The sequence below is a fragment of the Azonexus hydrophilus genome (genome assembly GCF_001956855.1).
Taxonomy (GTDB): domain Bacteria; phylum Pseudomonadota; class Gammaproteobacteria; order Burkholderiales; family Rhodocyclaceae; genus Azonexus; species Azonexus hydrophilus_A.
Map to the genome: position 1 here is coordinate 1 of NZ_MTHD01000003.1, position 21,700 is coordinate 21,700.

The window sequence follows — 21,700 nt, forward strand, 5'->3', positions numbered from 1 at the left end:
CCCCTCCAACCCCCCCAGTACCATCCCCACCCCGCGAAAATCCTGCCCGCGGGTGTATTCGCTGATCGTGACCACGCAGCGTAATCCTGCGGTCAACGCGGATTTCAGGCCCATTTCCGAGTCTTCGATGGCCAGGCAGGCGCTTGCTGGCAGGGCGAGGCGGTTGAGGACCCACTGGTAGATGTCCGGAGCCGGTTTTTTGGCCGGGACGATGTCGCCGGCGCCGATGATTTCGAACCAGCCGGGGGCGTCATCGCCGAGGTTGGCGCGGAGCAGGGCGTCGACGTTTTCGGGTGTGGTGGTGGTGGCGATGGCCAGGCGGATGCCGGCTTGCCGGGCTTCTGCGATCAGTCGGGCGACGCCGGGGCGTAGCGGTAGCTGGCCCTGGTCGACCAGGTGCAGGTAGTGCGCGGTCTTGATCTTGTGCAGTTGCGCGACCAGCGCGTCGAAGTCGGGGCGGGCGGCGATGGCCGGGGCGTACTGTGCGGCGTAGTGGCGGATGCGTTCCTTGCCGCCGGTGATGGCGAGCAGTTCGCCGTAGCGCTGTTCATCCCAGTGCCAGTCCAGCCCGCAGTCGCGGAAGGCGGCGTTGAAGGCCGGTCGATGGCCGTCGCGCTCGGTTTCGGCGAGCGTGCCATCGACATCGAAAATCAGGGCTTGCAGATTGTTCATGGCAGTGACGATAGCCACGCGCGCGCGTTCGGGCCAGTCAATGTTGCTGATGCCTGGGTTCAGTGCTATTTAATAAGACATGGCTTATTTGCCAATTAAGAAAATCTGACTATGCCTTAACTAAGAAGTCACTTACCTTTGTCCCCAATGCAGTAATACAACAATGACTGGAGACACCATGCATATCGGACGCACCACCCTGTCGAAGTTCGTCATCGAGCAGACACGCGGCGCGCACAGCGAGATGGGCGCCTTGCTCATCGACGTGGCGGCGGCGGTGAAGACCATTTCCGGTCTGGTCGGCAAGGGCGCGCTGAGCGGCTTTTCCGGTTCGATGGATTCGACCAATGTCCAGGGCGAGGTGCAGAAGAAGCTGGATGTGCTGACCAACGAGGCCATCCTGCGCCATTGCGAATGGGGCGGCCAGCTGGCCGGCATGGCGTCGGAGGAGATGGACGCGCCGTATGCGATTCCTGCCCAGTACCCGCGTGGCCGCTACCTGCTGATTTTCGATCCGCTCGACGGTTCGTCGAACAGCGACGTGAATGTTTCGGTCGGCACCATTTTTTCGATTTTGCAGCGGTCGACCGCAGGCGACGCCGAAGCGGCCGATTTCCTGCAGCCGGGGGCGCAGCAGATTGCTGCCGGCTACGCCATCTACGGCCCGTCGACGATGCTGGTGCTGACTGTCGGCAGCGGTACGCACGGGTTCACGCTGGATCGCGAGAGCGGCAATTTCATCCTGACGCATGCCGACATCCGCGTCCCGGAAGCCACCCGCGAGTTCGCCATCAACACCTCCAACGCGCGTTTCTGGGAGCCGCCGGTGCAGCGTTACGTTGCCGAATGCCAGGCGGGGAAGACCGGCGTTCGCGGCGAGGATTTCAACATGCGCTGGATCGCGTCGATGGTCGCCGAGGTGCACCGCATCCTGATGCGCGGTGGCATCTTCATGTACCCCAAGGACAGCAAGGATCCGTCGCGTCCCGGTCGCCTGCGCCTGCTGTACGAAGCCAACCCGATGGCGATGCTGGTCGAGCAGGCCGGCGGCGCGGCGAGTACCGGGCGCGGGCGTATCCTCGAGGTGGTCCCGGAGGCGCTGCATCAGCGCGTGCCGGTGATTCTCGGGTCGCGCGAGGAGGTCGAACGCGTCGAGCGCTACCACCACGATCACGATACCGGGGTCGACCGCCCCTACGTCTCGCCGCTGTTCGCCGAACGTTCGCTGTTCCGCGATTAGGCCACCGGATTTCCATTCAGCAGGGAGCGCAGCATGTCCGTCAAACATCCCATCATCGCCATTACCGGCTCATCCGGTGCCGGCACCAGTACCGTGATGCAGAGTTTCCAGCACATCTTCCGTCGCGAGAAACTCAACGCGCAGATTGTCGAGGGCGATTCCTTCCATCGCTACGACCGGCTGAGCATGCGCGCCGAGATGAAGGCGCAGGAAGAGCAGGGCAACCTGAACTTCAGCCATTTCGGCCCGGAGGCCAATCTGCTGGAGGAATTGCAGGATCTGTTCGTCAGCTACGGGCGCAGCGGCAGCGGCAAGGTGCGCAAGTACCTGCACGATGCCGGCGAGGCCGAACCCTGGGGCCAGGCGCCCGGCACCTTCACGCCCTGGCAGGAGATCGCCGGCGACACCGACCTGATGTTCTACGAAGGCCTGCACGGCGCCTGGGCCGGTGACGGCATCGACATTTCGGCGCAGGTCGACCTGTGCGTCGGCGTCGTGCCGATCATCAACCTGGAGTGGATCCAGAAGCTGCACCGCGACCAGAAGATGCGCGGCTACTCGCAGGAGGCGGTGACCGACACCATCCTGCGCCGCATGCCCGACTACGTCAGCCACCTGTGCCCGCAGTTCTCGCGCACGCATGTCAATTTCCAGCGCGTGCCGATCGTCGATACGTCGAACCCCTTCATCGCCCGCGACATCCCGAGCGCCGACGAAAGCATGGTGGTGATCCGCTTCGCCAATCCGAAGGGCATCGACTTCCAGTACCTGCTGAACATCCTGCACGGCAGCATGCTGACCCGCCCGAACACGCTGGTCGTGCCCGGCGGCAAGATGGGCCTGGCGATGCAGATGATCTTCACGCCAATGGTGTTGCGTCTGATGGACCAGAAGCGCCGCGCCTGAACCTGACCACAAGGAGAGCAACATGAATGCACCGATTTCCCGGCGCACGCTGGCCAACGCCCTGCGTTTTCTTGCGGTCGACGCCGTCGAACAGGCAAAATCCGGCCACCCCGGCGCGCCGATGGGCATGGCCGACATCGCCGAAGTGCTGTGGCGCGATCATCTGCGCCACAACCCGGCCAACCCGCAGTGGCCCGACCGCGACCGTTTCGTGCTGTCCAATGGTCACGGCTCGATGCTGCTTTACGCCCTGCTGCACCTGGCCGGTTACGATCTGCCGCTCGAACAGTTGCAGCGCTTCCGCCAGCTCGGCAGCAAGACCGCCGGCCATCCGGAAGTCGGCCATACGCCCGGGGTCGAGACGACCACCGGACCGCTCGGCCAGGGGCTGACCAACGCCGTCGGCATGGCGCTGGCGGAAAAGCTGCTGGCCCGCCGCTACAACCGGCCGGGGCTGGACATCGTCGATCACCGGACCTGGGTTTTTGTCGGCGATGGCTGCCTGATGGAAGGCATCAGCCACGAAGCCTGTTCGCTGGCCGGCGTCTGGGGGCTGGACAAGCTGACCTGCTTCTATGACGACAACGGGATTTCGATCGACGGCCATGTCGACGGCTGGTTCCGCGACGACACGCCGGCCCGCTTCCGCGCTTATGGCTGGGACGTCATCGGCCCGATCGACGGCCATGATGCCGTCGCCGTGGCGGCAGCGGTGGCCGAAGCGAAGACTTCGCGCGGCAAGCCGACGCTGATCGTCTGCCGGACGCAGATCGGCTGGGGTTCGCCGAACAAGGTGGGGACGCACGACGTGCATGGCGCGCCGCTCGGTGCCGCCGAAATCGCCGCGACCCGCGCCGCGCTCGACTGGCCGCATGCGCCGTTCGAGGTGCCGGCCGAGATTCGTGCCGCCTGGGACGCCAGCAGCGCCGGCGCCGCAGTCGAAGCCGAATGGCAGCAGCGGTTTGCCGCCTACCGTGCGCAATATCCGGAGCTGGCGGCCGAGTTCGAACGCACGCAGGCCGGCGGCCTGCCGGAAGCCTGGCCGGAAATCCGCGGTGAACTGCTGTCGACCGCAGCAGCGAAGCGTGGCGGCATTGCCAGCCGCAAATCCTCGCAAAATTGCCTCGATTTCCTTGTCGACTGCGTGCCCGAACTGCTCGGCGGCTCGGCCGACCTGACCGGCTCCAACCTGACCGCCGGCAAGGGCAGCGTTGCCTGGCACGCCGCCGGCGAGCGGCTGCCGAACTATCTTTCTTACGGCGTGCGCGAATTCGGCATGAGCGCGATCATGAACGGCATCGCGCTGCACGGCGGGCTGATTCCGTACGGCGGCACCTTCGCGGTGTTTTCCGACTATGCGCGCAACGCCATCCGGATGAGCGCCTTGATGCAACAGCGCGTCATCTACGTGCTGACGCACGATTCGATCGGCCTCGGCGAGGACGGGCCGACGCACCAGCCGATCGAGCACGTCGGCAGCCTGCGCCTGATTCCCGGTCTCGATGTCTGGCGTCCGTGCGACGAGCTGGAAACGGCGGTGGCCTGGTGCGAATCGCTGGAACGTCGCGACGGCCCGGCGGCGCTGTTCCTGTCGCGGCAGAACCTGGAGCAATGTGGCGACCTGGCCGGCCGCGCCGCCGCCATCGCCCGCGGCGGTTACGTGCTGCGCGAAGCCGACGGCCCGCTGCAGGCGGTGATCATCGCCACCGGTTCGGAAATCGGGCTGGCGCTGACGGCGCAGCAGGAACTGGCTGCCCATGGCGTCGCCGTGCGCGTCGTCTCGATGCCGTGCTGCGAACGCTTCGACCGGCAGACGCCGGCGTGGAAGAAATCGGTGCTGCCGCCGGACATTCCGCGCATCGCCATCGAGGCCGGGCATCCCGATCCGTGGCGCAAATACGTCGGCATGGTCGGCGAAGTGGTCGGCATCGACAGCTTCGGCGCCTCCGGCCCGGCGCCGGCACTGTACGAACACTTCGGTCTGACCGCCGCACATCTGGCGCGCGTCGTTGTCGAAACCATTGCCCGCGAGAGCGCAAGCGACGGCGACTTCTGAATATTGCGGTCGACCCCGGAATTTCATTAAAAATCAGGAGACAAACCCATGCCAATACGGGTGGCAATCAACGGCTTCGGCCGGATCGGGCGCATGGCCTTCCGCGCCATCGCCAAAGAGGCGGAATTCGCCGACATCGAGGTGGTCGCCATCAACGACCTGCTCGAACCGGACTACCTCGCCTACATGCTCAAGTACGACTCGGTGCACGGCAATTTCGCCGGCAAGATTGCGGTCGATGGCAACCATCTCGTCGTCAATGGCAAGAAAATCCGCCTCAGCGCCATCAAGGATGCGGCCGAACTGAACTGGGGCGAGGTCAAGGCCGATATCGTGATCGAGGCGACCGGCCATTTTCTGACCCAGGACAGTTGCGAGAAACACCTGACGGCGGGCGCCAAAAAGGTCGTCCAGTCGGCCCCGGCCAAGGATGAGACGCCGATGTTCGTGTTCGGCGTCAATCACCAGAAATACGCCGGCGAAGCCATCGTCTCGGCGGCTTCGTGCACGACCAACTGCCTGGCGCCGGTAGCCAAGGTGCTGCACGACAACTTCGGCATCAAGCGCGGCCTGATGAGCACGGTGCACGCCGCGACGGCGACGCAAAAGACCGTCGATGGCCCATCGAGCAAGGATTGGCGCGGCGGGCGCGGCATTCTGGAGAACATCATTCCGTCCACCACCGGCGCCGCCAAGGCCGTCGGCAAGGTCATTCCGGAACTCAAGAAGAAGCTGACCGGCATGGCCTTCCGCGTGCCGACTTCCGACGTCTCGGTCGTCGACCTGACTGTCGAGCTGGAAAAACCGGCGACCTACGAGGAAATCTGCGCCGCGATGAAAGCCGCGTCGAGCAAAGGACCGCTCAAGACCGTGCTCGGCTACACCGACGAAAAGGTTGTCTCCACCGATTTTCGCGGCTGCCCGAAGCCGTCGATTTTCGACGCCTCGGCCGGCATCGCGCTCGACCCGACTTTCGTCAAGGTCGTTGCCTGGTACGACAACGAATACGGCTATACCTGCAACCTGCTGCGCTTCGTCCAGCACATTGCCCACTGAAAGGAACGATCATGGCCCTCATTTCCCTGCGCCAACTGCTCGACCACGCCGCCGAGCACAGTTACGGTCTACCCGCTTTCAACGTCAATAACATGGAGCAGATCCAGGCCATCATGCAGGCCGCCGCAGCCTGCGACAGCCCGGTCATCCTGCAGGCTTCGGCCGGCGCGCGCAAATACGCCGGCGAGCCTTACCTGCGCAAGCTGGTCGAAGCCACCATCGAGCAATACCCGGACATCCCCGTCTGCCTGCACCAGGATCACGGCACGTCGCCGGCCGTCTGCCAGCAGTCGATGCGCAGCGGTTTCTCCAGCGTCATGATGGACGGCTCGCTCGGCACCGACGGCAAGACGCCGAGCAGTTACGACTACAACGTCGAGGTGACGCGCAAGGTCGTCGAAATGGCCCACGCCATCGGCGTCTCGGTCGAAGGCGAACTCGGTTGCCTGGGTTCGCTGGAAACCGGCGAGGCCGGCGAGGAAGACGGCATCGGCGCCGCCGGCAAGCTCGACCACGCGCAAATGCTGACCGACCCGGAAGAAGCCGCCGACTTCGTCGCCAAAACCGGTGTCGATGCGCTGGCCATCGCCATCGGCACCAGCCACGGCGCCTACAAGTTCACCCGGCCGCCGACCGGCGAAATCCTCGCCATCGACCGCATCAAGGCGATCCACGCGCGGATTCCGAACACTCATCTGGTCATGCACGGATCAAGTAGCGTGCCGCAGGAATGGCTGGCGATCATTCGCCAGTACGGCGGCGCGATCAAGGAAACCTACGGCGTGCCGGTCGAAGAGATCGTCGAAGGCATCCGCCACGGCGTGCGCAAGGTCAATATCGACACCGACATCCGCCTGGCGATGACCGGCGCGATGCGGCAGGCGATGGCCGAAAAGCCGGATGAATTCGACCCCCGGCATTTCTTCAAGGCCGCCGTTGCCGCCGCCCGCGACATCTGCCGCCAACGTTTCGAGGCCTTCGGCAGCGCCGGCCGGGCCAGCCGCATCAAACCCGTGGCACTGGAAAAAATGGCTGCAACCTACTGCTGACCAAACCGAGCATCACTCTGCGCGACCTTGCGTCGTTTTGGGCCCCGCTGGTCGGGGCCCCTTTTTTGCGAAGGAGCCGTCCATGGACGCACCGGAATACGTCATTGCCCCCAGCCTGCTGTCGGCCAATTTCGCCCGTCTGGGCGAGGAAGTCGTCAACGTCATCGCCGCCGGCGCCGACTGGATTCATTTCGACGTGATGGACAACCACTACGTCCCCAACCTGACCATCGGGCCGCTGGTCTGCGAAGCGATCCGGCCGTGCACGATGGCGCCGATCGACGTTCATCTGATGGTCGAGCCGGTCGACCGGATCATTCCCGATTTTGCCCGCGCCGGTGCCGACATCATCACCTTTCATCCGGAAGCCTCGGCGCACGTTGACCGCAGCCTGTCGCTGATCCGCGATGCCGGTTGCCGCGCCGGCCTGGTGTTCAACCCGGCAACGCCGCTCAACTGGATGGATCACGTGCTGGACAAGCTCGACGTGGTTTTGCTGATGAGCGTCAATCCGGGGTTCGGCGGGCAGAAATTCATTCCCGGGACACTGGCCAAGGCACGGGCGGCGCGTGCGAAAATCAATGCCTACGAAAAGGAAACGGGGCGGCGCATCCGGCTGGAGATCGATGGTGGGGTCAACCCGGCCAACATCGCCGAAATCGCCGCCGCCGGGGTCGATGCCTTCGTCGCCGGTTCGGCGGTGTTCGGTGCCGGCCGCGACGACGATCCGCACCGTTACGATACGATCATCCAGACATTGCGCCAGGCGCTCGGGAACCCCGCATGAAATTCAGATCCGTAACCTTCGACCTCGACGGCACCCTGCTCGACACCGTCGGCGACCTGACCGAAGCCTGCCGGCGGATGCTCGCCGAACTCGAACTGCCGACGCGCAGCGAAACGGAAATCCGCAGCTTCGTCGGCCAGGGCATGCTGGTGCTGGTGCAGCGCTGCCTCAATCGCGGCAGCCCGCCAGACGAGGCCCTGACGGCCCGCGCGGTGGCTGCCTTCAAGACTCACTATGCTGCGGTCAACGGCGAAAATACGCAGTTTTTCCCGGGCGTGCGCGAAGGCCTCGACGCCTGGTACGCCACCGGCCTGCCGCTGGCCATCGTCACCAACAAGCCGGAAGCCTTCACGCTGCCGCTACTGGAAAAGACCGGCCTGGCCCGCTATTTCCGCAGCGTCGTCGGCGGCGACACGACGCCGCAGCGCAAACCGCACCCGGCACCGCTGCTGCACGCCTGCGCGGCGCTGGGCGTCGACCCGGCCGACAACCTGCACATCGGCGATTCCCGCCACGATATCGAAACCGCACGCAACGCCGGCTGCACCGTCTATTGCGTCCCCTACGGTTACAACGAAGGCGAAGCGGTACGGGCGGAAGACTGCGACGCGCTGGTCGCCGACCTGACGGTGGCGCTGCGGCTGGCGCACAGCGCCTGAAATGGCAACAGCCACCCGAAGGTGGCTGTTGCGGTCAACGGTGAAAAAAGCGGGAAAAACGCTTACTTGACGATCTGGTTCAGCTCGCCCTTGGCGTAACGTTCGGCCATCTTCTCCAGCGGCACGACCTTGATCTTGCTTGCCTGGCCGGCGCAGCCGAAGGCTTCGTAGCGGGCGAGGCAGATCTTCTTGGCGGCTTCGCGGGCCGGCTTCAGGTAATCGCGCGGGTCGAACTTGGACGGGTTTTCGAACAGGTAGCGACGGACGGCGCCGGTCATGGCCAGGCGGATGTCGGTGTCGATGTTGATCTTGCGTACGCCGTTGGCGATGCCCTTGACGATTTCCTCGACCGGCACGCCGTAGGTTTCCTTCATGTCGCCGCCGAACTGGCGGATTTCGTCGAGCAGTTCCTGCGGCACCGACGACGAGCCATGCATTACCAGGTGGGTGTTCGGGATGCGCGCGTGGATTTCGGCGATGCGGTCGATGGCGAGGATGTCGCCGGTCGGCTTCTTGGTGAACTTGTAGGCGCCGTGGCTGGTGCCGATGGCGATGGCCAGCGCGTCGCAGTTGGTCTGCTTGACGAAGTCGGCGGCCTGCTCGACGTCGGTCAGCAGTTGTTCGCGGGTCATCACGCCGTCGGCGCCGTGGCCGTCTTCCTTGTCGCCCATCATCGTTTCCAGCGAACCGAGCACGCCCAGTTCGGCTTCGACCGAGACGCCGATGGCGTGCGAGAACTTGACGACCTCTTTCGACACCGCCACGTTGTATTCGTAGGAGGCGGTGGTCTTGCCGTCGGCTTCCAGCGAGCCGTCCATCATCACCGAGGTGAAGCCGGACTTGATCGCAGCCATGCAGATGGCCGGGCTCTGACCGTGGTCCTGGTGCATGACGACGGGGATGTGCGGGTAGGCTTCGAGCGCGGCCAGTATCTGGTGGCGCAGGAAGGGCTCACCGGCGTATTTGCGGGCGCCGGCCGAGGCCTGCATGATCACCGGCGCGTCGATCTGGTTCGCTGCTTCCATGATCGCCCACACCTGTTCCATGTTGTTGACGTTGAAGGCGGGCAGGCCATAGTTGTTCTCGGCAGCGTGGTCGAGCAGTTGGCGCATGGAAACGAGCGGCATGGGGACTCCTGATTTCGGTAAGTTTCGGGTTCAGCCCGGTATTTTATTACGGTTGAGTGTTCAGATGGTCGCCGACGCGGACGATCTTCAGTGTATTGGTGCCGCCGATGCTGCCGATCGGTTCGCCGATGGTGAGCACGATCAGGTCGCCGAGTTCGACGACGCCACGCTCGATCAGCAGGCTTTCGGCCTCGGCCAGCAACTGGTCGCGGTCGGTATGCTGCTGGGCCATCAACAACGGGCGGACTTCGCGGTACAGGGCCATGCGCGACAGCGATACGGCATCCGGCGTCAGCGCGTAGATCGGCACGCCGCAGTTCAGGCGGCTCATCCACAGCGCGGTCGAACCGGACTGGGTCAGCGCGGCGATGGCCTTGACCTTGAGGTGGTGCGCGGTCCAGATCGCGGCCATGGCGATCGACTGGTCGATGCGGGTGAAGATGCGGTCGAGGAATTCGCGGTCGAGCGTCACTTCGGCCGAGCGCTCGGCTTCGACGCAGATCCGCGCCATCGATTCGACCACCTCGACCGGGTACTTGCCGGCGGCGGTTTCGGCCGAGAGCATCACCGCGTCGGTGCCGTCGAGCACGGCGTTGGCGACGTCCGAGACTTCGGCGCGGGTCGGCACCGGCGACACGATCATCGATTCCATCATCTGCGTCGCAGTGATCGCCAGCTTGTTCTTGTCACGCGCCATGCGGATCATCTTCTTCTGCAGCGCCGGCACGGCGGCGTCGCCGACCTCGACCGCAAGGTCGCCGCGGGCGACCATGACGCCGTCGGAGGCGTCGAGGATTTCGGCCATGTTGGTCACCGCCTCGACGCGCTCGATCTTGGCGATCAGCACCGCGTCGCTGCCGGCGGCGCGCAGCAGCTGGCGGGCCATGTACATGTCGGCGGCGCTCTTGGGGAAGGAGACGGCGACGAAGTCGACACCGATTTCGGCGGCGGTGCGGATGTCTTCCATGTCCTTGGCGGTCAGCGCCGGCGCGGTCAGGCCACCGCCCTGGCGGTTGATGCCCTTGTTGTTCGACAGGTCGCCGCCGACCAGGACGCGGGTGTGGATTTCGGTGCCGCGGACGGCGTCGACCACAAGTTTCAGGCGGCCGTCGTCGAGCAGCAGGATATCGCCGGGGCGCACGTCCTTCGGCAGGTCCTTGTAGTCGAGGCCGACGCGTTCCTGGGTGCCGAGCGTGCAGGCGGCATCGAGGATGAAGGATTCACCGGCGGTAAGGAAGATCTTGTTGTTCTCGAACTTGCCGACGCGGATTTTCGGTCCCTGCAGGTCGCCGAGGATGCCGACAATGCGGCCATGCTTGGCGGCGGCAGCACGGATGCCTTCGGCGCGGGCGCGGTGATCGGCGGCGGTGCCGTGGGAGAAATTCATGCGGACGACGTCGACGCCGGCCTGCACCATGCGTTCGAGGACTTCCTGGGATGAGGAGGCGGGGCCGAGGGTGGCGACGATCTTGGTGTGGCGGGTCATGTCTCTTCTCTTCTGGCTGTTGTGACGTTCATTCGGGGGCGGTCTGCTGCTGGAAACGTGCTTCCATCCGCTCGAGCGGCAGGCCGAAATGGAACTGCTGCTCGAACATGCGCAGCAGCGGCATCATCTCCAGCCCGGCCTGGCCCAGCTGGCTGGCGGTGTTTTCCTGGCGCAACAGTTCGCGCATGCGGACGAAGGGATCATCGGCCGCCGGGTCGCTGGCAACGACCTGACCACCCGGTGTCTGGCGGGCCAGGTCGAGGCGTTGCAAGGCCAGGTCGATCAACTGCGCCGCCGTTCGCCCGCTGTCGGCCGGCAGGCTGGCGATGCCGGCGCTGATGCCGATGCGCATGCGCTGGTCGCCGACCTGCACATTGCGTTCGCCGAGGGCGCGGCAGACGCGCTGGGCAAACGCCGTTGCCGTGGCCAGGCTGGTGCCGGGCGAGACGATCACGTAGGCCGATTTGCCGGCATGGCCGATGCTGTCGTGGCGGCCGATCTTTTCGCGGACGACATGGGCGATACGCTCGCCGATCTCGCGCATTACCGCTTCGCCGAAGCGTTGCGTGATGGCCTCTTCACTTTCCAGACCGAAGGTCAGGATGCAGGCCGGTGTGCTGTCATCGGCGGCACGGCTGGCCATGTCGTCGCACAGCTTGCGGCAGATGATCGTGCGCACCGGGAAGGGGGGCGGCGGTTCGTACGTGCTGGCCGGGGCGTTCGGGGCGATGCTGGTCGAAATGTCCCAGTTCACCAGCCGGCCGATACGCTGGCGGATTTCGCTGCCGGCCATGCCGCGGACGACGAAGTCGCTGACGCCGCGGTCCCTGGCGGCGTCCCGGTTGGGGGCGGTTTCATCCTTGGAGATGAGCAGGAAGAAAGGCATGTCGCTGAGCCGCTGCAGGCGGTTTTCGCGCAGCCGGGACAGCAGTTCATAGCCATTGGTCCGGCCGAGGTCGATGCTGGAAACGACGGCGACGATGGAGGCATCAAGGACCAGCGTTTGCCAGGCCGATTCGCCATCGCCTTCCTCGCGGACGTCGAAATCATCGCGCAGGTGCTTGACGAGCGCCGTCCTGGCCACCCGCGACGGATCGGCAATCAGGATGCGGCGCTTGTCGCTCATCGCGTTCAGCCGGCGGCGCGTTCTTCGAGCACGGCGATGGCCGGCAGCGTCTTGCCTTCGAGGAATTCCAGGAAGGCGCCGCCGCCGGTGGAGATGTAGCCGACGTCGTCGGCGATGTGGAACTTGGCGATGGCGGCCAGCGTGTCGCCGCCGCCGGCGATCGAGAAGGCTTCCGAATGGGCGATGGCGGAGGCCATCATCTTGGTGCCGCCGGCGAATTGCGGCAGCTCGAAGACGCCGACCGGGCCGTTCCAGACGATGGTGCCGGCGTGGGCAATGATTTCGGCCAGCTTGACGGCCGTCTTCGGGCCGACGTCGAGGATGCGGTCGTGGGCGCTGACGTCGTCGATCGAGATCTTGTTGGCGCGGGCCAGTGCCGAGACTTCGTCGGCGACGACGACGTCGGTCGGCAGCGGCACTTCGGCACCGCGTTCCTTCATGATGTCCATGATCGCGTGTGCTTCCTTGACCAGATCGGCTTCGGCCAGCGAGTCGCCGATGCGTTTGCCGGAGGCGAGCAGGAAGGTGTTGGCGATGCCGCCGCCGACGATCAACTGGTCGACCTTGCTCGCCAGTGACTTGAGAATGGTCAGTTTCGACGACACCTTGGAGCCGCCGACGATGGCCACCAGTGGGCGCTTCGGCTCGTGCAGGGCCTTGGTCAGGGCGTCGATTTCGGCGCCCATCAGCATGCCGGCGCAGGCCACCGGGGCGTATTTGGCAATGCCGTGGGTGGTCGCTTCGGCGCGGTGCGCGGTGCCGAAAGCGTCATTGACGTAGACGTCGCACAGCTTGGCCATTTTCTGGGCCAGTTCGTCGTTGTTCTTCTTTTCGCCCTTGTTGACGCGGCAGTTTTCAAGCAGCACGACCTCGCCCGGCTTGACCTCGAAGTTGCCGTCGACCCAGTCGGCAATCAGCCGCACCGGCAGGTGCAGCATCTGGCCGAGGCGTACGGCGACCGGCATCAGGCTGTCGTCCGGGTTCAGTTCGCCTTCGGTCGGGCGGCCGAGGTGCGACGTGACCATCACCGCCGCGCCTTTTTCCAGGCAGTAGCGGATCGACGGCAGCGACGCGCGGATGCGGGTGTCTTCGGTGATGTTGCCGGCTTCGTCCTGCGGCACGTTGAGGTCGGCGCGGATGAAAACGCGTTTGCCGGAAACATCGAGATCGGTCAGCTTGATGACGTTCATTGTCTTCTCCAGAAGGTGGGGTTTATTGTTGATCAGTCCAGTGGCGCGACCAGTGGTCGGCAACTTCCAGCATGCGGTTGGCGAAGCCCCATTCGTTGTCGAACCAGACGAAGAGATTCACCAGGTGGCTGCCGGCGGTACGGGTCTGGCTGCCGTCGACGATGGCCGAATGCGGGTCGTGATTGAAGTCGATCGACGCATGGGCCTGGTCGGACCAGGCCAGGCGCCGGCTCAACGGCCCGGCGGCGGCATCGGCTAGCAGCCGGTTGATGGTTTTGGCGGACACCGCCTGGCGGGTGTGTACGGTCAGGTCGATGGCCGAGACGTTCAGCGTCGGCACGCGGATCGCCTTGGCGTGTACGCGGCCGGCCAGTTGCGGCAGTAGGCGCTCGACGCCGCGTGCCAGACCGGTCGATACCGGAATGATCGACTGCATGGCGGAACGGGTGCGGCGCAGGTCGTCGTGGTGATAACCGTCGATCAGCGGCTGGTCGTTCATCACCGAATGCAGCGTGGTCAGCAGGGTCTGTTCGATGCCGATTTCGCGGTCGAGCAGGTCGAGGACGGGAACAATGGCGTTGGTCGTGCATGAAGCCGCCGAGACCAAGCGTTGCTCGCCATTCAGCTCGTTCTGGTTGATGCCGGCAACGATCGTTGCGTCGACGTCTTCGCCGCTGTGGCCGGGATGCGATAGCAGCAGGCGCGGACAGCCGGCGGCGAGAAAACGGGTCAATTCGTCGCGTCGACCGTAAACGCCAGAACATTCGACGAGCAGGTCGATGCCGTGCTCCGACCAGTCTACTTCCTCCGGCGTGCGCGCATGGCTGACGGTGATCGGCTGGCCATCGATGAACAGGCGGCGCTCTCCGAGTCCGATTTCGGCCGGGAAACGCCCGTGCGTCGAGTCATAACGGGTCAGGTAGGCAATGCTGTCGAGGTTGGCCGGCTCGTTGATCGCAACCACTTCAAAACGCCGGCGGGCATCGGATTCGTGCAGGGCGCGCAGAAAGCAGCGTCCGATACGGCCGTAGCCGTTGATGGCAAGACGCAGCGGCGAGGATGTCGCGGGAGTGGGCGCAGGCACGGGCAGGAATTGCCACCAGAATGAAAGTGGTGATTTTACCGCGATGCCGACTGGCTGAACATTGTTAAACCGTCAGTATGTCTGAATCCGGGATGTACTTTTGCTGAGGATAGGGCGGTCGACCGCAAGGTGCTGCTGCCGGCAATTTCTGCCGAATGCTTTCGACGATGGGTGGCAAATGCCTGAAATAAGTGGCTCTGGCAACGGGTACGCTATTTGCATGATGCCAATGTCGATTTCTTTTGTGAGGACGGGATGAAGATCGGTACGGATTATTCGGGGCTGTCGACAGATCGCGGCAGTGCTGCCCAAGGGGCTGTTGCGGGTGATTTTGCGGCAGCCATGGCGCAGGCGAAGGCGGCGCAGGAGGGTGCGCAGGCAAGCGCTGCCAGTGAAGAGGATGCGGAACGTGAGCCGACCGAGGCCGAGCGCATCGCTGCGGCACGCGAAGCGCGCTCGGCCTTGCTGCAGGAATTGACCGAATTCCTGGAAAAACCGCTTGAAGTGCATCTGCGCGAAGCGGTGATGAAGGAAATGGGCATCACCGAAGCGGACCTCGCGGCGATGCCGCCGGCCGAGCGTCTGGCAGCCGAAGCGATGATCACCCAGAAGGTTCGCGAGCGTCTGCTCGAGCGCAAGGACGAAGGCGAGCGTTCCTCGATGGATCAGCCGCTGCGTCCGGGGAACGAGGTGGTGGCAGCAGCGGATGTGCAGTTCAGCGCCGAACGTCTGGCTACGATCATGGCCAACAGCATGGCCATGGTCGGCGGCAAGGCATAAAAAAACCGCCGGGCAGGCCGGCGGCTTTTTCGCTGGCGGCATCGCCTTACTTGGCGGCCATCCAGGCGCGCGCGGCGTCGAGCATGCGGCAGGAGTAGCCCCACTCGTTGTCGTACCAGGCCAGGACCTTGACCAGCACCGAGCCGTCTTCGCCCTTGATGACGCGGGTCTGCGTGGCATCGAAGGTGGAAGAAACGGTGGTGTGGTTGAAGTCGGACGACACCAGCGGTTCGTTGTTCACATCCATGATGCCCTTCAGCGGGCCGTTGGCGGCGGCGGTCATCAAGGCGTTGATTTCTTCCTTGGTGGTGGCGCGCTCGGCGGTGAAGGTCAGGTCGACCAGCGAAACATTGATCGTCGGCACGCGCAGTGCGAAACCGTCAACCTTGCCGACCAGTTGCGGCAGCACCAGGCCGACAGCCTTGGCAGCACCGGTCTTGGTCGGGATGATGTTGGCGGCGGCGGCACGGGCACGGCGCAGGTCCTTGTGGCGGACGTCGACGGTCACCTGGTCGTTGGTGTAGGCGTGGATGGTGGTCATCAGGCCCTGCTTGATGCCGATGGCGTCGGACAGGATCTTGGCGACCGGTGCCAGGCAGTTGGTCGTGCACGAGGCGTTGGAGACAACGGTCATGTCGGCCTTCAGTGCGCCTTCGTTAACACCGACGACGATCGTGGTGTCGACATCGTCACCGCCCGGGGCGGAGATCAGCACGCGCTTGGCACCCTGGTCGAGCAGTGCCTGGGCCTTGGCCTTCGAGGTGTAGGCGCCGGTGCATTCGAGCAGGACGTCGACGCCGTGGTCGGCCCAGTTGATGTCCTTCGGGTTTTTGGTCGAGTAGAAGGCGATCTTCTTGCCGTCGATGATGATGCAGTTTTCACCTTCGGTTTCGACGCTGGTGCGGAAACGGCCGTGCGTGGTGTCGTACTTCAGCAGGTGGGCGTTGGTCGTCAGGTCGCCGGAGGCGTTGATGGCGACGACGTCGAATTCGTTCTGCAGCCCCTGCTCGTAAATGGCGCGCAGCGTGCAGCGACCGATACGACCGAAACCATTGATTGCAACCTTGATAGCCATGTGAAGCTTTCTCCTATTGATAAAATCAGGACAGCAGTGCCTTCGTCGTGGCGACGACGTTGGCAACCGTGAAACCGAACATTTCGAACAACTGGCCGGCCGGTGCCGATTCGCCGAAGCGGTCGATGCCGACGACGGCACCGTGCAGGCCGACGTACTTGCGCCAGAAATCCGGGTGGGCGGCCTCGATGGCGACCCGCTTCTTGCAGGCGCCGAGGACCGATGCCTTGTATTCGTCGCTCTGGCGGTCGAAGACGTTGGTGCAGGGCATCGAGACGACGCGCGCGGCGATGCCTTCGCCGGCCAGCGCAGCCTGGGCGTCGAGCGCCAGCTTGACTTCGGAGCCGGTGGCGATCAGCGTCACCTGGGCATCGGCGTTCTCGGCCAGTACGTAGCCACCCTTGGCGATATCGGCGTCGGTGGCGTTCTGCGTCACGGTCGGCAGGTTCTGGCGCGACAGGGCGAGCAAACTTGGCCCATTCTTGCGGTCGACCGCAGAAATCCACGCAATTGCGGTTTCCGTAGCATCGGCCGGACGCCAGACATCCAGATTCGGAATAATGCGCATCGACGGGATGTGCTCGACCGGCTGGTGCGTCGGGCCGTCTTCGCCAAGGCCGATGGAGTCATGGGTGTAGACCATGATCTGCCGCTGCTTCATCAGCGCCGCCATGCGGATGCCGTTGCGGGCGTAATCGGAGAAGACCAGGAAGGTCGCGGTGTAGGGGATCAGGCCGCCGTGCAGCGCGATGCCGTTGGCGATCGCGGTCATGCCGAATTCACGCACGCCGTAGTAGCAGTAGTTGCCGCCCTCGGTCTTGGTGACGCCCTTGCTGCCCTTGACGAAGGTCAGGTTGGAGCCGGCCAGGTCGGCCGAGCCGCCGAAGATTTCCGGCACGGCCGGGACCAGCGCGGCAATCGCGTTCTGCGAAGCCTTGCGCGTGGCAATGTTCTCGGCCTTGTCGCGGCAGGCCTGCAGGTAGGTGGCCTTGGTCGCTTCCCAGTTCGCCGGCAGATCGCCCTTGATGACGCGGCGCTCGAATTCGGCGGCCATTTCGGGGAATTCGGCCTGGTACTTGGCAAAACGGCGTTCCCAGTTTTCCTGGAAGGCAGCGCCACGGACCTTGCCGTTCCAGGCGGCGTACACGTCGCCCGGGATTTCGAACGGCGGATGGTTCCAGCCGATGTAGGCGCGGGCAGCAGCGATTTCGTCCTTGCCCAGCGGGGCGCCGTGGCAGTCGTGGCTGCCCTGCTTGTTCGGCGAACCGGCGCCAATGACGGTGCGGCAGCAGATCAGGCTGGGCTTGTCGGTCACGGCCTTGGCAGCGAGCAGGGCGCGCTCGATGGCTTCCGGATCGTGGCCATCAACGTGCGGGACGACGTGCCAGCCGTAGGCTTCGAAGCGCTTCGGCGTGTCGTCGGTAAACCAGCCTTCGACGTGGCCGTCGATCGAGATGCCGTTGTCGTCCCAGAAAGCGATCAGCTTGCCCAGGCCAAGCGTGCCGGCGAGCGAGCAGGCTTCGTGCGAAATGCCTTCCATCAGGCAGCCGTCGCCGAGGAAGGTGTAGGTGTGGTGATTGACGATGTCGTGACCGGGGCGGTTGAATTCGGCGGCCAGTACCTTCTCGGCCAGCGCGAAGCCGACGGCGTTGGAAATGCCCTGGCCGAGCGGCCCGGTGGTCGTCTCGACGCCAGGTGTGTAGCCGTATTCCGGATGGCCGGGAGTCTTGGCGTGCAACTGGCGGAAATTCTTCAGGTCGTCGATCGATAAATCGTAGCCAGTCAGGTGCAGCAGCGCGTAGACCAGCATCGAGCCGTGGCCGTTCGACAGCACGAAGCGGTCGCGGTCCGGCCATGCCGGGTTCGCCGGGTTGTGGCGCAGGTGACGCCGCCACAGCACTTCGGCGATTTCGGCCATGCCCATCGGGGCGCCCGGGTGACCGGAGTTGGCCTGTTGCACGGCATCCATGGCCAGCGCGCGGATGGCGCCGGTCAGGGGATTGAATTTGGGAGGGATGCTGACGCTCATGATCCGGAAATCCAGCCTGCTGAAAAGATGGAATTATCGGCGAAAAGCACTGTTTTGGATAGGCATGTCATTGCTTCCCGGGCGCTTGCGGCAAGCCCCCGGGATGTTGGAAGGATATTGCCGGACCGGCTATGATGTCCGGCGACGCGGCTGCCGCAGGACTTGCGGGTCTTTTGTCGCACGCCGTCACCCGCCATGAATTCGAAAGGAATATGTCTGTGATGAAATTCTCCGCTATCAGGTATCTCCCCGCTGCCGCCGCGTTTCTGGTGCTGGCAGGCTGCGTAGCCAATCCGCCGAAGGAAGAGGCGAAGCCGATGCAGGAAGCGCCGGTGGCCGAGAAAAAGGAAGCAGGGAAAAAGACGGCTGCTCCCGCACCGGCGCCTGCTGCAGCAACGGCAAAGAAGGCGCCGGCCCCGGTTGCCGCTGCCGACAAGGGCGGCTACAACCTGTCGAAGAACAAGCCGGTAACGGATTCAACCAAGGTTGAATCCGGCCAGGGCACGATGGTCAAGGGAATCAACGACTGGGAGGGCGAAGTCACTGGTGTACCGGGCCCGAAGAGCCGTTTCACCCGCCTGCGCATCGGCATGTCGCAGCAACAGGTTGTCGATCTGGCCGGGCAGCCGACGGACCAGGGTGCGTACGTGACCGGAAAGGCATTCATCCCCTTCTATTTCGGTAGCGACCGTTCGCGCTGGGAGATGGTTTACAAGGGGCAGGGGCGACTGATCTTTTCCAATCAGTCGGGCTTCGGTTCCGGCTACTACCTGACCTGGATCATCCACAACGCGAACGAAGGCGGCTATCGCTGATCGTCGGCTGACCTGTCAGGGCTATCCCTAATTTTTGACGCCTCAGCCCGCGAGTAGACTGCATCGCTGAAGTGCCGCCATTCGCGCGGCCCAAGGAGGATGACAATGCAGCTTCTACTCAGGCTGTCGCGTTTGATCGACGCGTTCAGCGAACGTTTGGGAAAACTGATTTACTGGCTGGTTCTGATTGCCGTTGTGATTTCTGCGGGTAATGCGACCATACGCAAGACATTGAACATCAGTTCAAATGCCTTCCTGGAAATCCAGTGGTACCTGTTCTCGGCGGTTTTCCTGCTCGGTGCGGGCTTTGTGTTCATGAAGAACGCCCATGTCCGCATCGATTTCCTGTCCAACCGTTTTTCGCCGAAAGTGCGCAACATTGTCGACATCGTCGGCATCTTGCTCATCCTCACGCCTTTCTGTCTGGTTTTCATCGATCTCTCCTGGCCACTGTTCCATCGCGCCTGGGTCAGTGGCGAGATGTCGCAGAATGCCGGCGGACTGATCCGCTGGCCGGTCTATCTGATGATGCCGCTCGGTTTCGGGCTGTTGCTGCTGCAGGCAGCTTCTGAACTGATCAAACGTTTTGCCTTCCTCGCCGGCCTGATCCCCGATCCGCTGGCTCACAGCGCGCATGCGCCTGACGAGGATGGTCTCACCTACGAAATCGAAGAGCACGCCGGTCGTGCCCGCGAGGAGCTACGCTAATGGCCTTCATCGTCGAATACTTCGTCCCGCTGATGTTTGTCGGGCTGATCTTCTTCCTGCTCTCCGGTTTTCCGGTGGCCTTTGCGCTCGCTGCCACCGGTCTGCTTTTCGGTACCATCGGCATGGAGGCCGGGCTGTTTTCGTCCACGCTGTTCCATGCCCTGCCGTTGCGTCTGTTCGGCATCATGCAGAACGACACCCTGCTGGCCATTCCCTTCTTCACGATGATGGGCATCATCCTGCAGAAAAGCGGTATGGCCGAGGATCTGCTCGAATCGATCGGCCAGGTATTCGGCCCCCTGCGTGGCGGGCTGGCGCTTGCCGTCATCGTTGTCGGCGCGCTGCTGGCGGCAACCACCGGTGTGGTCGCGGCGTCGGTGATTGCCATGGGCCTGATCTCGCTGCCGATCATGTTGCGCTACGGCTACAACCGTTCCATCGCTGCCGGCACCATTACCGCCGCCGGCACGCTGGCGCAGGCTGTGCCGCCTTCGCTGGTGCTGATCGTCATGGCCGACCAGCTCGGTCGTTCGGTTGGTGACATGTACGCCGGGGCAATGATTCCGGCGATGATGCTGATCGGGCTCTATGTGCTGTTCATCATCGGTCTGGCCATTTTCAAGCCGGAATGGGTGCCGGCGCTGCCGCCAGAGGCGCGCATCTACCGCGAGCCGAATGGCAGCAGCGGCCAGTTGTCCTTGTGGCTTCTGTCGGCTGGTTCCTGGGCCATCGGTCTGGTCCTGTATTTGAACTACGACAGTGTCGCCGCTTCCCTGTTTGGCCGGACAGGTGAAGCTCCGTTCGACGAACGGGCGATCTTCACGCTGTCAGTGATCGGCCTGGTCTCGCTGCTGCTGGCGATCATCAACCGCAAATTGAAACTTGGACTGCTGTCGGTGCTTGCGGAACGCGTCACTTTTGCCCTGGTTCCTCCGCTGGTGCTGATCTTCCTGGTGCTGGGCACGATCTTCCTCGGTATCGCAACGCCGACCGAAGGTGGAGCGATGGGGGCTGTTGGCGCCTTGATCATGGCCTTGTCGCGGCGACAGCTGTCGATGGTGCTGCTCAAGGAAGCGCTGGACAACAGCGCCCGGCTGTCCTGCTTCGTGCTGTTCATCCTGATCGGCTCGACGGTATTTTCCTTCACTTTCAATGCTGCCGATGGCCACATCTGGGTCGAGCATCTGTTCGACAAGCTGCCTGGCGGACAGGTCGGTTTCCTGGTGTTCGTGAACCTGCTGGTCTTCGTTCTCGGCATGTTCATCGACTTCTTCGAGATTGCCTTCATCGTCGTGCCGATTCTGGCGCCGGTGGCGGACAAGATGGATATCAACCTGATCTGGTTCGGGGTCATCATTGCGATGAACCTGCAGACCTCCTTCCTGACGCCGCCATTTGGTTTTGCCCTGTTTTACCTGCGTAGCGTCGCGGCCCGTACGGCCTACAAGGATGTGGTCACCGGCAAGCAGATCCAGCCGCTGACGACGCCGCAGATATACAAGGGAGCGTTTGCCTTCATCATTCTGCAACTGGCCATGGTGGCCGTATTGATCGCTTATCCTGGTCTGGTGACTGGTAGCCTGGACGAGAAGGTCAAGGTGGATCTCAATACCGTCGAACTCGGTACAGGTGGTAGCAGTGGCTGGGGTGAGGAGCCGAATTTGCCGGCACCGGCAGAGACGGGGGAGGCCCAGGCTGATCCGGCTGCCGCCTTGATGGAGCAGATGCGGCAAGACGGACAACGCTGAACAACTGCAACTGCATGACTAGAGCCGCCCGGGTTTTTCGGGCGGCTTTTTCGTGTCTGAAGCCTGAAAACAGCACCCATAAAAAAACCCGCAGCCTGGCTGCGGGT

19 protein-coding genes are annotated in these 21,700 nt (G+C 63.7%); 11 read left to right on the forward strand and 8 right to left on the reverse strand.

The annotated features are described in order from the left end of the window. The coding region (locus tag BJN45_RS08695; protein ID WP_240494534.1) for an HAD family hydrolase at positions 1-690 on the reverse strand (690 nt) is incomplete at its 3' end. Between the two features lie 160 nt (positions 691-850). On the opposite strand from BJN45_RS08695, the gene BJN45_RS08700 reads away from it, so the two are divergent. The 7 genes from BJN45_RS08700 to BJN45_RS08730 all read left to right on the forward strand — a co-directional run bounded on the left by BJN45_RS08700 (position 851) and on the right by BJN45_RS08730 (position 8,425). Next, a complete protein-coding gene (locus BJN45_RS08700; RefSeq protein ID WP_076094259.1) occupies positions 851-1,912 on the forward strand; it encodes a class 1 fructose-bisphosphatase in 1,062 nt (353 codons plus the stop codon). 33 nt (positions 1,913-1,945) lie between these two features. Beyond that, on the forward strand, positions 1,946-2,818 hold the full coding sequence (locus BJN45_RS08705) for a phosphoribulokinase (protein ID WP_076094262.1): 873 nt from the start codon (positions 1,946-1,948) through the stop codon (positions 2,816-2,818). A 22-nt stretch (positions 2,819-2,840) separates the two neighbouring features. After that, positions 2,841-4,874 (forward strand): transketolase, encoded by a 2,034-nt coding sequence (tkt, locus tag BJN45_RS08710; protein WP_076094264.1) that lies wholly within the window; start codon positions 2,841-2,843, stop codon positions 4,872-4,874. Between the two features lie 48 nt (positions 4,875-4,922). Beyond that, positions 4,923-5,930 (forward strand): type I glyceraldehyde-3-phosphate dehydrogenase, encoded by a 1,008-nt coding sequence (gap, locus tag BJN45_RS08715; RefSeq protein WP_076094267.1) that lies wholly within the window; start codon positions 4,923-4,925, stop codon positions 5,928-5,930. Between the two features lie 11 nt (positions 5,931-5,941). Then, positions 5,942-6,979 (forward strand): class II fructose-bisphosphate aldolase, encoded by a 1,038-nt coding sequence (fba, locus tag BJN45_RS08720; RefSeq protein WP_076094269.1) that lies wholly within the window; start codon positions 5,942-5,944, stop codon positions 6,977-6,979. 82 nt (positions 6,980-7,061) lie between these two features. Beyond that, positions 7,062-7,766: a ribulose-phosphate 3-epimerase gene (gene rpe, locus BJN45_RS08725; protein WP_076094272.1), complete on the forward strand. Its 705-nt coding sequence runs from the start codon at positions 7,062-7,064 to the stop codon at positions 7,764-7,766. Then, positions 7,763-8,425, forward strand: coding sequence for a phosphoglycolate phosphatase (locus BJN45_RS08730; protein WP_076094275.1), 663 nt, complete (start codon positions 7,763-7,765; stop codon positions 8,423-8,425). Before rpe ends, BJN45_RS08730 begins: the two co-directional genes overlap by 4 nt. Before the next feature lie 62 nt (positions 8,426-8,487). On the opposite strand, the gene fba (BJN45_RS08735) is transcribed toward BJN45_RS08730, so the two are convergent. The 5 genes from fba (BJN45_RS08735) to BJN45_RS08755 are packed head-to-tail and all read right to left on the reverse strand — an operon-like array spanning position 8,488 to position 14,438. Continuing rightward, positions 8,488-9,552, reverse strand: coding sequence for a class II fructose-bisphosphate aldolase (fba, locus tag BJN45_RS08735; protein WP_076094278.1), 1,065 nt, complete (start codon positions 9,550-9,552; stop codon positions 8,488-8,490). A gap of 46 nt (positions 9,553-9,598) precedes the next feature. Further along, positions 9,599-11,038, reverse strand: coding sequence for a pyruvate kinase (gene pyk / locus BJN45_RS08740; protein WP_076094280.1), 1,440 nt, complete (start codon positions 11,036-11,038; stop codon positions 9,599-9,601). 28 nt (positions 11,039-11,066) lie between these two features. Further along, entirely contained in the window at positions 11,067-12,164 is a 1,098-nt protein-coding gene (locus BJN45_RS08745; protein ID WP_076094283.1) for a GGDEF domain-containing response regulator, read from the reverse strand. A 5-nt stretch (positions 12,165-12,169) separates the two neighbouring features. After that, positions 12,170-13,354 (reverse strand): phosphoglycerate kinase, encoded by a 1,185-nt coding sequence (locus BJN45_RS08750; protein WP_076094286.1) that lies wholly within the window; start codon positions 13,352-13,354, stop codon positions 12,170-12,172. Between the two features lie 22 nt (positions 13,355-13,376). Beyond that, a complete protein-coding gene (locus BJN45_RS08755) occupies positions 13,377-14,438 on the reverse strand; it encodes a type I glyceraldehyde-3-phosphate dehydrogenase (RefSeq protein ID WP_076094288.1) in 1,062 nt (353 codons plus the stop codon). A 255-nt stretch (positions 14,439-14,693) separates the two neighbouring features. Between BJN45_RS08755 and BJN45_RS08760 the strand changes: the two genes are divergently transcribed. After that, positions 14,694-15,218, forward strand: a complete 525-nt coding sequence (locus tag BJN45_RS08760) for a hypothetical protein (protein WP_076094291.1) — start codon at positions 14,694-14,696, stop codon at positions 15,216-15,218. Positions 15,219-15,264: 46 nt separating this feature from the next. Here BJN45_RS08760 and gap (BJN45_RS08765) read toward each other — a convergent pair whose 3' ends face one another. Together gap (BJN45_RS08765) and tkt (BJN45_RS08770) are read right to left on the reverse strand one after the other, a co-directional pair. Then, entirely contained in the window at positions 15,265-16,293 is a 1,029-nt protein-coding gene (gap, locus tag BJN45_RS08765; RefSeq protein WP_076094294.1) for a type I glyceraldehyde-3-phosphate dehydrogenase, read from the reverse strand. A 25-nt stretch (positions 16,294-16,318) separates the two neighbouring features. Further along, positions 16,319-18,322 (reverse strand): transketolase, encoded by a 2,004-nt coding sequence (tkt, locus tag BJN45_RS08770; RefSeq protein WP_076094298.1) that lies wholly within the window; start codon positions 18,320-18,322, stop codon positions 16,319-16,321. Between the two features lie 221 nt (positions 18,323-18,543). Here tkt (BJN45_RS08770) and BJN45_RS18015 point away from each other — a divergent pair, with 221 nt between their 5' ends. From BJN45_RS18015 to BJN45_RS08785, 3 genes are all read left to right on the forward strand, one after another. Continuing rightward, positions 18,544-19,137: a hypothetical protein gene (locus tag BJN45_RS18015; RefSeq protein ID WP_240494535.1), complete on the forward strand. Its 594-nt coding sequence runs from the start codon at positions 18,544-18,546 to the stop codon at positions 19,135-19,137. A 105-nt stretch (positions 19,138-19,242) separates the two neighbouring features. Next, positions 19,243-19,845: a TRAP transporter small permease subunit gene (locus BJN45_RS08780; protein WP_076094302.1), complete on the forward strand. Its 603-nt coding sequence runs from the start codon at positions 19,243-19,245 to the stop codon at positions 19,843-19,845. Then, positions 19,845-21,593 carry a TRAP transporter large permease gene (locus tag BJN45_RS08785; RefSeq protein ID WP_076094305.1) on the forward strand — a complete coding sequence of 583 codons (1,749 nt, stop codon included), beginning with the start codon at positions 19,845-19,847 and terminating at the stop codon, positions 21,591-21,593. Before BJN45_RS08780 ends, BJN45_RS08785 begins: the two co-directional genes overlap by 1 nt. Positions 21,594-21,700: the final 107 nt, after the last annotated feature.

Coding starts and splice junctions, on each gene's coding strand:
- BJN45_RS08780 (WP_076094302.1), top strand. CDS start 19,243: ATGCAGCTTCTACTCAGGCTGTCGCGTTTGATCGACGCGTTCAGCGAA.
- BJN45_RS08730 (WP_076094275.1), top strand. CDS start 7,763: ATGAAATTCAGATCCGTAACCTTCGACCTCGACGGCACCCTGCTCGAC.
- BJN45_RS08700 (WP_076094259.1), top strand. CDS start 851: ATGCATATCGGACGCACCACCCTGTCGAAGTTCGTCATCGAGCAGACA.
- BJN45_RS18015 (WP_240494535.1), top strand. CDS start 18,544: ATGAAATTCTCCGCTATCAGGTATCTCCCCGCTGCCGCCGCGTTTCTG.
- BJN45_RS08785 (WP_076094305.1), top strand. CDS start 19,845: ATGGCCTTCATCGTCGAATACTTCGTCCCGCTGATGTTTGTCGGGCTG.
- gap (WP_076094294.1), bottom strand. CDS start 16,293: ATGGCTATCAAGGTTGCAATCAATGGTTTCGGTCGTATCGGTCGCTGC.
- tkt (WP_076094298.1), bottom strand. CDS start 18,322: ATGAGCGTCAGCATCCCTCCCAAATTCAATCCCCTGACCGGCGCCATC.
- BJN45_RS08705 (WP_076094262.1), top strand. CDS start 1,946: ATGTCCGTCAAACATCCCATCATCGCCATTACCGGCTCATCCGGTGCC.
- pyk (WP_076094280.1), bottom strand. CDS start 11,038: ATGACCCGCCACACCAAGATCGTCGCCACCCTCGGCCCCGCCTCCTCA.
- rpe (WP_076094272.1), top strand. CDS start 7,062: ATGGACGCACCGGAATACGTCATTGCCCCCAGCCTGCTGTCGGCCAAT.
- tkt (WP_076094264.1), top strand. CDS start 2,841: ATGAATGCACCGATTTCCCGGCGCACGCTGGCCAACGCCCTGCGTTTT.
- fba (WP_076094269.1), top strand. CDS start 5,942: ATGGCCCTCATTTCCCTGCGCCAACTGCTCGACCACGCCGCCGAGCAC.
- BJN45_RS08745 (WP_076094283.1), bottom strand. CDS start 12,164: ATGAGCGACAAGCGCCGCATCCTGATTGCCGATCCGTCGCGGGTGGCC.
- gap (WP_076094267.1), top strand. CDS start 4,923: ATGCCAATACGGGTGGCAATCAACGGCTTCGGCCGGATCGGGCGCATG.
- BJN45_RS08750 (WP_076094286.1), bottom strand. CDS start 13,354: ATGAACGTCATCAAGCTGACCGATCTCGATGTTTCCGGCAAACGCGTT.
- BJN45_RS08760 (WP_076094291.1), top strand. CDS start 14,694: ATGAAGATCGGTACGGATTATTCGGGGCTGTCGACAGATCGCGGCAGT.
- fba (WP_076094278.1), bottom strand. CDS start 9,552: ATGCCGCTCGTTTCCATGCGCCAACTGCTCGACCACGCTGCCGAGAAC.